8 protein-coding genes and 1 riboswitch are annotated in these 9,175 nt (G+C 70.4%); all 8 genes read right to left on the bottom strand.

What is annotated here, in order from left to right:
- Positions 1–910, bottom strand: a 910-nt coding sequence (nikB, locus tag V7Q31_RS15465) for a nickel ABC transporter permease subunit NikB (protein WP_333834761.1), incomplete at its 3' end; no start/stop codon positions are given.
- 27 nt (positions 911–937) lie between these two features.
- Positions 938–2,515, bottom strand: a complete 1,578-nt coding sequence (gene nikA, locus V7Q31_RS15470; protein WP_333834762.1) for a nickel ABC transporter substrate-binding protein — start codon at positions 2,513–2,515, stop codon at positions 938–940.
- A gap of 211 nt (positions 2,516–2,726) precedes the next feature.
- The gene (locus V7Q31_RS15475; protein WP_333834763.1) at positions 2,727–3,752 is read right to left on the bottom strand and encodes a DUF6925 family protein; all 1,026 of its coding nucleotides are present in this window, start codon (positions 3,750–3,752) and stop codon (positions 2,727–2,729) included.
- Positions 3,749–4,519, bottom strand: coding sequence for an ABC transporter ATP-binding protein (locus tag V7Q31_RS15480; protein ID WP_333834764.1), 771 nt, complete (start codon positions 4,517–4,519; stop codon positions 3,749–3,751). Before V7Q31_RS15480 ends, V7Q31_RS15475 begins: the two co-directional genes overlap by 4 nt.
- Positions 4,516–5,511 (bottom strand): FecCD family ABC transporter permease, encoded by a 996-nt coding sequence (locus tag V7Q31_RS15485; RefSeq protein WP_333834765.1) that lies wholly within the window; start codon positions 5,509–5,511, stop codon positions 4,516–4,518. The genes V7Q31_RS15480 and V7Q31_RS15485 overlap by 4 nt, the downstream gene beginning before the upstream one ends.
- Positions 5,508–6,326 carry an ABC transporter substrate-binding protein gene (locus V7Q31_RS15490; RefSeq protein WP_333834766.1) on the bottom strand — a complete coding sequence of 273 codons (819 nt, stop codon included), beginning with the start codon at positions 6,324–6,326 and terminating at the stop codon, positions 5,508–5,510. The genes V7Q31_RS15485 and V7Q31_RS15490 overlap by 4 nt, the downstream gene beginning before the upstream one ends.
- Positions 6,323–6,898, bottom strand: a complete 576-nt coding sequence (locus V7Q31_RS15495; protein ID WP_333834767.1) for a DUF7676 family protein — start codon at positions 6,896–6,898, stop codon at positions 6,323–6,325. The genes V7Q31_RS15490 and V7Q31_RS15495 overlap by 4 nt, the downstream gene beginning before the upstream one ends.
- Positions 6,892–8,787: a TonB-dependent receptor plug domain-containing protein gene (locus V7Q31_RS15500; protein ID WP_333834768.1), complete on the bottom strand. Its 1,896-nt coding sequence runs from the start codon at positions 8,785–8,787 to the stop codon at positions 6,892–6,894. Before V7Q31_RS15500 ends, V7Q31_RS15495 begins: the two co-directional genes overlap by 7 nt.
- A gap of 162 nt (positions 8,788–8,949) precedes the next feature.
- Positions 8,950–9,167, bottom strand: a riboswitch (cobalamin riboswitch).
- Positions 9,168–9,175: the final 8 nt, after the last annotated feature.

Genomic DNA, 9,175 nt, shown 5'->3' on the forward strand with positions numbered 1-9,175 from the left:
GGTCGATCCAGGCGTAGAGGATGTCGATGGCGAGGTTGATCAGCACGAAGATCAGTGTCATGAGCAGCACGAACCCCTGCAGCACGGGATAGTCGCGGGCGTAGATTGCGCCCACCGCGTAGCGTCCGACGCCGGGCCAGGCGAAGATGTTCTCGACGACGAGCGCCCCGCCGATCAGCTCCCCGACATGCATGCCCGCGGCGGTCACGATGGGCAGCAGGGCGTTGCGAAGGATATGGCCGCGCTCGATCCGGCCCTCGGAGAGCCCGCGCAGCCGCGCGTAGAGCACGTGCCGCTGGCCCTGCGCCTCGATCATGCTGGCGCGCAGGAGGCGGGCGTTGATCGAGAGCGACATCAGCGAGACCGCGAGAGCCGGCATGACCAGCGTGTCGAGCCCGCCGCGCCCCATGGCGGGCAGCCAGCCGAGCGACACCGAGAACAGCATCACCATCAGGAAGCCGACCCAGAAGTTCGGGGCCGAGACGCCGAAGAACGCGACGCCGCGCACCAGGTGGTCGGGCCAGCCGTCCCGCCGCCGCGCCGCCCACATGCCGAGCGGAATCGAGACGCCGATGGTCAGGGCGAAGGCCGCGCCGGCGAGCTGGAGGGTCGCGGGGAGGTAGGTGAGGAACTCGTCCAGAACCGGACGCCGCGTTACATACGACATCCCGAAGTCGAGGTTCAGGACGCCCCATCCCCAGCTCAGGTACTGCTCCAGCAGCGGTCGGTCGAGGCCGAGCATCGCCCGGGCCTCGGTCAACGCCTCGGCGGTCGGCGGAATGCGCGACAGCCGCAGATACTCCATCGCCGGATCGCCCTGCCCGAGACGCAGCAGCACGAAGATCACCACGGAGACGCCGAAGAGAAGCGGCGGCAACATCGCGAACCGCCAGAGGATGTAGCGCGCCATGCCGCCGCCCCCGCCCCGAGCGCCGCGTCAGTTTCCGGCCGGGCGGAGCTTCTCGAACGGGATCTCGTACTCGGTCGCGCCGAAGCTCAGACCCGTCACCTCGGGGCGCGCCACTGCGATCATGGTCTTGTAGGAAAGCGGCAGATAGACCGCCTGCTCGTGCAGCGTGGTCAGCAGCGAGCGCCAGAGCGCGGCCCGCTCGCTCTCCTCCGTCGAGACCAGAACGGCCCCGATGGTGGCGTCGATGTCGGCCTTCATCGGCAGGCCGAGCTGCGCCTGATAGTCGGCGTGCGAGGGCACCCGCATCGACGAGGCGAAGGAGTGCGGGTCGTAGGGCGTGCCCCAGGTGTCGCCGAAGATCATGCCGAAGCGGCCGTCGTTCTGGCGGGCGTAGAAGGCGCTCGGCTCCTCGCCGATCAGGCTGACCTCGAAGCCGATCGCGGCGAGATTGGCCTGGATCACCTCGGCGATCGCCTTGTGGGTGGCGTCGTTGCCGACGAAGGCGAGCTCAAGCGCGAGCGGCGCGCCGTCCTTCGTCCGCGTCGCGCCGGGCGCGGGTCGCGTCCATCCGGCGGCCTCCAGCAGCGCCTCGGCCTTCGTCGCATCGAAGGCGTAAGGCGCGAGGCCGACGTCGGCATAGGGAAGATTGGTCGAGAACAGCGTGTCCGCCCGGCGTTCGAGCCCGTAGAGCACGCCGGCGATCAGCGCGTCCTTGTCCACCGCGTGGTTGATCGCCTGCCGCACGGCGAGTTCGTTGGTCGGCGCGCGGTTCGAGTTGAGCGCGATCACGCGTGTGGCCAGCGGCTCGGAGATCGCCGCCTGGAACCGCCCGGTCCCCTGGAACCGCGCGAAGGCGTCGGCCGAGATCGGGCCGTCCGCGCCATAGACCAGATCGACGTCGCCGGTCTCGAGCGCCACGGCGCGCGAGTTCGGGTCGGGGATCACCTTCACCTTGACCTGATCGAAGGCCGGCGCATCGCCCCAGTAGCGCGGGTTGCGCGCGAACAGATCGTATTCGCCGAGGCGCGTCTCGATCCGCATCCACGGACCCGTGCCGATCGGGGCGCCGATCTTCTCCGCGGTGTCGCCGTCCTCGGGAAATCCCGAAGGCGCGAGGAACCGCACTGGCCGCACCAGCGCGAGGTCCTGCAGCGCGGGATAATAGGGGCCCTTCAGCGTCAGCCGCACCGTGAGCGGATCGACTGCCTCGACGCTCTCCATCTGGTTGACCAGTTCGAGCCAGTCATGGCGCTCGCGGTTCTTCATCACCGCCTCGAAGTTCAACTTCACCGCCGTCGCGTCGAACGGCGTGCCGTCCGAGAAGGTGACGCCCTCGCGCAGCCGGAAGGTGTAGACCCGGCCGTCCGGCGAAATCTCCCAGGACGTTGCGAGCCATGCGCCGACCGAGCCATCGGGCAGGTAGCGGACGAGCGGCTCGTAGACCATGCCTTGGGCGAACATCTGGTTCGGCGAGTACTGGTGGGGGTTGAGCGGCCCGACATTGGACGGCCATGCGAAGTCGAGCGTCGCCTCGGCGCGGGCGGTTCCAACGGCGGCGACGGCGGCAAGGGTGAAGGCGAACGCGGAGCGCAGCATGCGATTCATCGAGGACCTCCCTTTCGAAGCTTCGCTCGACCTTCGGGGCGAGCGATATGAAAATCAACGTCGTTTCTCATACCATCGCGCGGCCGCGCGATCGCGTGAGGGGACGAGCGAGGACGTCGCGCCGGCGACGGACAGCGCGCGCAGCCTGCGCGTTCGCCGCGGCCGATCGTGTCGGTCATCCGCTGCGTAGGTTCGATGATCCTGCGCGCGGTCATGCGTTCTCTCCGGCTTCTTCACCGGTTTCGTCCTCGGCTGCCACGCGGTCGAAATGCGCGCGCCATGCGTCGAGCAAGGGGTCGGGGCCCTTGACCCATCGCTGCTGGCGCAGCGCGATCCGCAAGGCGGCGCGGGCGTGCCGATCTTGCGGTGCGGGGAAGTCCTCGGCCGCTTGGCCGGCCTCGAGCGCGGTCAGCGCCGCTGTCTTTACCGAGGCCGCAACGGCCGGCGCCCAGACCGCGCTCAGCCGCGCGAAGGCGGCATGGGCTTCGGCGTCGAATGGCGTCGAGCGACCCAGCGGATCGCGAAGCGGATGGGCGGGGTGCAGCATCGCGCAGGGGACAAGACCTTCAGGGATCGGCATCGTCGCCGCATGCGTCCTGCGGGCGGCGAGCAGCTTCGGCAGGACATGGGTGTGCGGCCCCTCGGGGGAGACTCCCCCGGTCTCTGGTCCGCCGATCTTCTGGAACACCTCGACGCGACCGACAGACGACAAGGCGACGCGATGCGGGTGGCGCGACAGGATCGCCGCGAGCGCAGGGCTCGCCGGGTCGAAAACCGGGCGCCCGGCGCCGGCGCGCAGGGCGCGGATCAGCTCGGGGTCGGCGGTGCGCACGCAGAAGTCGACCTGCGCCAGGCCGAGGCCCATGTCGAACAGTAGGCTTCCCTTGTCGTGAGGCAGAATCGCGTCGGCGTCGGGGCCGATCTCGGTCAGCGTCGTTCTCGAAGCGCGCGCCGCTTCCGCCTCGGCCAGGCAAAGGGCGACAGCGTGCCCCCAGCTGTCGGGTTGGCGATTGAGGGTCTCGCAGGCGACCGGTATCACGTTGTCCAGCCGATCGATGCGGACGGCGCCTCGGGCGGTGGCGCGGGTCAGCCCGGCGGGGTCGTCGATGCGCGGCGCCTCGCCTTGCGCCTGGTGGAACTCCGCGATCGCGCCGAAGGCGCCGACGCTCCATGCTGCGCGCCAATCAGCGAGCGCAGCGCACAGCACGGCGCGCAGATCTGGTCGGGCGTCGGTCATGGCGGCTCTCCTTCGGCGAGGGCGAGGGGTTGAACGATCAGAGCGCTCCCGGCGCGGTCGAGATGGACGCTCACGCCGTAGACGGCGGCGAGCAGCGGCGCGGTCAGCGCCTCGGCGGGCGGGGCGTCGGCGACGATGCAACCGCCCTGCATGACAGCCAGCCGGTCGCAGCCGTTGGCGGCGAGGCCGAGATCGTGCAGCGTGAGCAAGACGCCACGACCCCGCGCGGCCTCTCCCCGCAGTACGGCGACCAGCGCCAGCGCCTGCGCCGGATCGAGGCCGGCGCAGGGTTCGTCGGCGACGATCAACGGAGCGTCCTGCGCCAGCGCGCGGGCCATGAGCGCGCGCGCCTGCTCGCCGCCCGAAAGCCGCGTCGCGGGTCGGTCCGCCATCGCCTGGAGGCCCAGCCGCGCCAGCGTCTCGGCCACCGCGGCTCTGTCGTCCGGGCCGTCGCCGGGACGGCCGAGTCCCGCCAATGCGCGCACGCTGAGCGGCCAGCCGATCTCGCGCCCCTGCGGCATGAACGCGGCTACGCGCGCGCGGGCCGCCGGGGTCAGCCGCTCCGCGTCGCGACCCGCGAGACGCCGTGCGCCGCTGGCCGGGACCAATCCCAGAGCCGCACGCAGGAGCGAGGATTTCCCGGCGCCGTTCGGGCCGATCAGACCCACGACTTCGCCGGGCCGAACGACCAGCGCGGCGTTGTCCACCACGACTCGATGGTCGAGCGTGACGCTCAGCCCCTCGACCTCGAGCAGCGGGGATGTCATGGCCGGTCCCTCGCCTGCAGCACGAGGCGCAGGAAGAACGGCGCGCCCACCAGCGCGGTGAGGACGCCGAGCTTCAGGTCTCGCGTCGGCGCGATCAGGCGAGCAGTCACATCGGCCGCGAGCAGGATCGACGTCCCCGCCAGCGCCGCCGCCGGCACGAGTCGCGACGGCCTCGCGCCGACGACGCGTCGAAGAAGGTGTGGCGCGACCAGGCCGACGAAGCCGATCGCCCCCGCCACCGCCGTCGCGGCGCCGACCGAGAGCGCGGTCGCCAGCGCAACGCGCAGTCTAAGCCGCCCGACCGCCACACCCATTGACGCGGCCGCTTCCTCGCCCAGCGTCAGCCTATCGAGGCTGCGCCCTGTCCCCCACAGCAGCGTCCAGCCCAACAGCATGAATGGCGCGGCGAGGCGCACATGGTCCCAGGACCGGTCGGCGAGCGAGCCGAGCATCCAGAACACCGCCTCGAGCGCGGCAAACGGATTCGGGGAGAGGTTCAGGGCGAGCGAGACGAGAGCCCCGCAGAGGCTCGAGACCGCGACGCCGGCGAGGATCAAGGTCAGCGCCGAACCGCCGGCGGCGAGTCCGATCACGACGCCGGTCGCGACCGCCGCCGCAGCCAGCGCCGCCAGCGGCAGCGCAAGAGCGAAGACGGCGGAGAGACCGGTGTAGATCGCGAGCACCGCGCCGAGCGAGGCGCCGGCCGAGACGCCGAGCAGCCCCGGTTCGGCCAGCGGGTTGCGCAGCAGCCCCTGCAGCGCCGCGCCGGTCAGCCCCAGCGTGGCGCCGATCAGCGCCCCGAGAATGGCGCGCGGCAGGCGGATCTCCTGCATCACGAGCCGCGCGGCCTCGTTTTCGCCGCCCGCCAGCGCGCGCAGGCTCTCTCCGAAAGCCAAGCCCGCGGGGCCAGTCAGCACCGAGGCCATGAACAGCCCCGCCGCGAGAAGCGTCAGCGCCGCGAGCGTCGCGTGGAACCGCGCATCTTCGGTCATGGCGCAAGGCCGCGAGCGGCGGCTGCGAGCGCCGCCACGGCGTCGACCGTGAAGGGGGTGCCGCAGATCCAGCGCGCATCCGACACCACCGCCTCGCCCGCGTCACCTTTGACAGCGCGAAGCGCCGGGTGCGCCATGACTTCCTGTGCGAGCGCCGGTGGGTCGTAGCTCCGTCCCGAGACGATCAGGTCCGGATCGGCCATCACCAGCGCTTCGAGCGGCAGCCGCGCCGTACCGGCCACGCCGCGTTCGGCGGCGACGTTGGCGAGTCCCGCCGCCGTCACCACCGCATCGGCCAGCGTGCCGGCGCCGGAGGTGTAGCTGTTGGCGTAGTGCAAGGCCGCCCGCGGCTGCGGCCCGGTCGTCGGGAGCGACGCCGCGGCGAGGCGGGCGTCGAGGGTCGCGACCATCGCCTCGGCCTGTGGTTCACGTCCCAACACCGCGCCCATCTTGCGGATGTTGGCGCGGACGTCGTCGAAGGACGTCTCCGGCGCGAACTCGACCACCTCGAAGCCGAGCCGCCGAAGCATCCCGACCGTGGCGCGGGTGGTGAAGGTTCCTGCCACGACCAGATCGGGCTGCATCAGGAACACCTCCTCGGCCAGCCCGTGGTTGACCTGGATCGCCGCGGCCTCGGTCGCCATCATCGAGGTCGAGCGGTCGCGCGCCAGCCGGGTGACCGAGACGAGCTGGCCCGGCGCAGCCAGCAGCATCGCCAACTGGTCCGTGCACAGGTTCATCGAAACGACACGGCCCGGCGCGGCCGCGGCCGCGCCGCATGCGAGCGCCAGAACGAGGGCAAGGAGGCGTCTCACCTGAAGCCCCGTCCTTCTTCGTCGAGACCCTCGGGCGCGCGACCGAGCCAGCGCGCCGCGACGCGCCGCCACATCGCCAGCCGCGACCAGTCAGGCGTCTCGGCCAGGGTGTCGTCGGTGTCGATGAAGGGGTTGGGGAAGAAGATCGACAGCATCGGCTCGCCCGCGCCGTTTTCCATCTCGAAGCCCCAACTGCAGGGCTTGCCGTCGCGACCGAAGGCGCGAAACAGCCGCGCCGCCCCCGGGCGTCGCCGTGCTCTCTGCTCCGGTGGGACAGCCATGTTGTCGCCGACGCAGAGGTGAAAATGTCCGCCGCCGGGGAACACGATCGTCAGATAGCCGTCGTGGAGCGTGATCGACGCAGGCGCGGCAGGGCAGCGCCACTCATAGGCTGCGCCCTCGATGATCGGACCGAACCGGATGTCGCGCCAGCCGGTCTCGAACGTCTCACGCAGGAAGGTCTCGAGGACAGCCGCATCGGTGGGCAACGCCCAGCTCTCGCGTCGGAGCGCGCCGTTCCCGGCGCGTTGGACTTCGGTCGGCGCAGGGCCGGCGACAGGCATGCTCACCATGACGCGCGCAGTCCCAGCAAGCCGGTTATCGGCTGCTCGGCGTAGCCCAGCACTTCCTGATGGCCACTGTCGAACAGGTTGCGCACGCCGGCGTAGAGCTCGACGGTCTCGGTGATCGCGTAAGAAGCGCTGACGTTGACAAGCACGTAGTCGTCGAGGTCGGCGCGGGGCGAGGTGAAGCTCGGGTCGCCGAAGTCGAAGTCGACGGCTTCGGCCGCCCAGACCGCTTCGGCGCCGACCATGGCGCGATCGTCGAGGAAACGATACGTCGCATCGATCGCCCCGCTGTGCTTCGGGCGTCGCACCTCCACGGCGCCGTCCGGCTCCGTGGCGTCGAGATAGGTATAGCTTGCGCCGAGGGTCAGGCCGGGGATGGGCGCGATGCGCGCAGTCAGCTCCACGCCCTGTCGGTCGCTCTCCCCGTCGAGGTTGATCGGGGAGGAGACGCCGCCGACGTTGCGGCTGGCGATCTCGTCCTCGAGCGTCTCGTTGAAGTAGGTGACGCCGATCTGGGCGCGATCGCCCCAGAAACTCTGGTCGATCCCGACGTCCCAGCCGAAGTTGCGTTCGGGCTTGAGGTTGGGGTTTCCCTCGAACGTGCCGAAGATGGTGCCGAACTGCTCGAAGAAGGTCGGATTGGTCTGAGCACGGCCGATCGAGGCGCGCAGCCGGGCGCCGGTGTCGAAGAAGCTATAGGACGCCGACGCCGACCACGACACGAAATCGTCGAATGCGTCGTTGTCGTCGAAGCGCAGGCCTCCCTGCACGAACAGCGCCTCCGTGAGGTTGCCGCGATAGTCGAGCACGTAGCCGATCTGCTCGCGCTCGCGTTCTTCTGCGGAGGCGCTGTTGTCGAAGGTCTCGCGCTCCCACTGAAGCGCGCCCACGACGGTATGCTGGTCTGCGGCCCCGAAGGTCAGCGCCGCCTGGTAGCCGAGGTTGAGCGTCGACACGTCGTTGGTGCTGACGCCGAAAGACCCCTTGTTCTCCGAATCCTCCTCTGAGTACCGCACGCTCGGCGTGTGGACGAGCGCTCCGCCGAACGTGTCGAGGTCGAGCGACACCCCCCCGAGAAGCAGCGTGCTCTCCACCTCCCTTCCTTTCGCGTCCACCACATAGCAGTCGGGGCCGCCGCACCCGAAGGCCGTGTCGTCGAACTCGCCGGTACGGTCGGCATAGCGCAGGTTGCCGCGTAGCCGGGCCCAGTCGGCGAGGTCGACTGAGCCGCGGGCGTTGAACTGAAGGTCGCGCAGGCCGTCCTTCTCGCCGTCTTCGCCCGAGACGTCCCACCCGGCGTCGTTTCGGAAAGACGCGCCGAGCGCGATGTCGGCTCGGTCGGTTCCGCCCTGGAACAGGCCCGTCCCGACACCGCCGGGCGCGGTGGTCCCTTCCAGCGAGCCCGAAAGACGCACGGCGTTGCGCAGGCCGCCCTTGGTGATCACGTTGATGACGCCGGCCGTCGCGCCGGAGCCGTAGAGCGCCGATTGCGGCCCGCGCAGCACCTCGATCCGCTCGACGAGATCGGGCGAGAGAGCGGAGAAGTCCCGCCCTGCCGAGCTATCCGGCGCCTCCACGCCGTCGATCAGAACGAGCACATGATTGGCCTCGGCGCCGCGCACCCTGACCTGGGTGAAACCGCCCGGCCCGCCGCTGCGGCTGACGGCGACGCCGGGAACCGTGCGCAGCACGTCGGCGAAGGTGCGCGGATTTCGGCGCGCGATCTCTGCGGCGTCGATGATGGTGACGGCGCGCGCGAAGCTTTGCGCGTCGACTGGTGTCAGGCCGCCCGAAACGATGATCTCGTCGAGTTCGATGGCGGGCTGAGCGACAGCGGTCGTGAAAAGGCATGCGTGGGCTATCGCCCCCGCGGCTGCGGTGCGGCACCTCATGCGCAAGACGCGCCTCCATGATCGCCGCGGCGCCAGGCGCTCGCGGACGTGACTTTTTCGGGTCTTCCGGAGGACGAAGCGCGAACACCCCGTCGTCCCGGCGGACGGCTCTCTCGATCACCGCTGCGGGACGACCGCACCCTCGCGCACCCCGCGCGTGGGTTGGGTGACGTGACCCTGGCAGGTCTCCTGGCTCGCGGGTCGCTGCGATCCCTCCGCCTTCCCGGCCCCGTGCGGGGACCAGTGGCGTCGATGGAGGGCCGCTCGCCGCTTACAGTTGCGGGGGCAGCCGCGGCATTGGTCCGTATGGACCGCACCGCGTTCCCTATTAATCCGGCCGCCCGAGCGGACAGCGCGGAACCAAGGTAAGCGAAATTCAGCCACGACC

Origin of the sequence: Rubrimonas sp., assembly GCF_036788415.1 — a bacterium.
Taxonomy (GTDB): Bacteria; Pseudomonadota; Alphaproteobacteria; order Rhodobacterales; family Rhodobacteraceae; genus Rubrimonas.

Coding starts and splice junctions, on each gene's coding strand:
- nikA (WP_333834762.1), bottom strand. CDS start 2,515: ATGAATCGCATGCTGCGCTCCGCGTTCGCCTTCACCCTTGCCGCCGTC.
- V7Q31_RS15475 (WP_333834763.1), bottom strand. CDS start 3,752: ATGACCGACGCCCGACCAGATCTGCGCGCCGTGCTGTGCGCTGCGCTC.
- V7Q31_RS15480 (WP_333834764.1), bottom strand. CDS start 4,519: ATGACATCCCCGCTGCTCGAGGTCGAGGGGCTGAGCGTCACGCTCGAC.
- V7Q31_RS15485 (WP_333834765.1), bottom strand. CDS start 5,511: ATGACCGAAGATGCGCGGTTCCACGCGACGCTCGCGGCGCTGACGCTT.
- V7Q31_RS15495 (WP_333834767.1), bottom strand. CDS start 6,898: ATGGTGAGCATGCCTGTCGCCGGCCCTGCGCCGACCGAAGTCCAACGC.
- V7Q31_RS15500 (WP_333834768.1), bottom strand. CDS start 8,787: ATGAGGTGCCGCACCGCAGCCGCGGGGGCGATAGCCCACGCATGCCTT.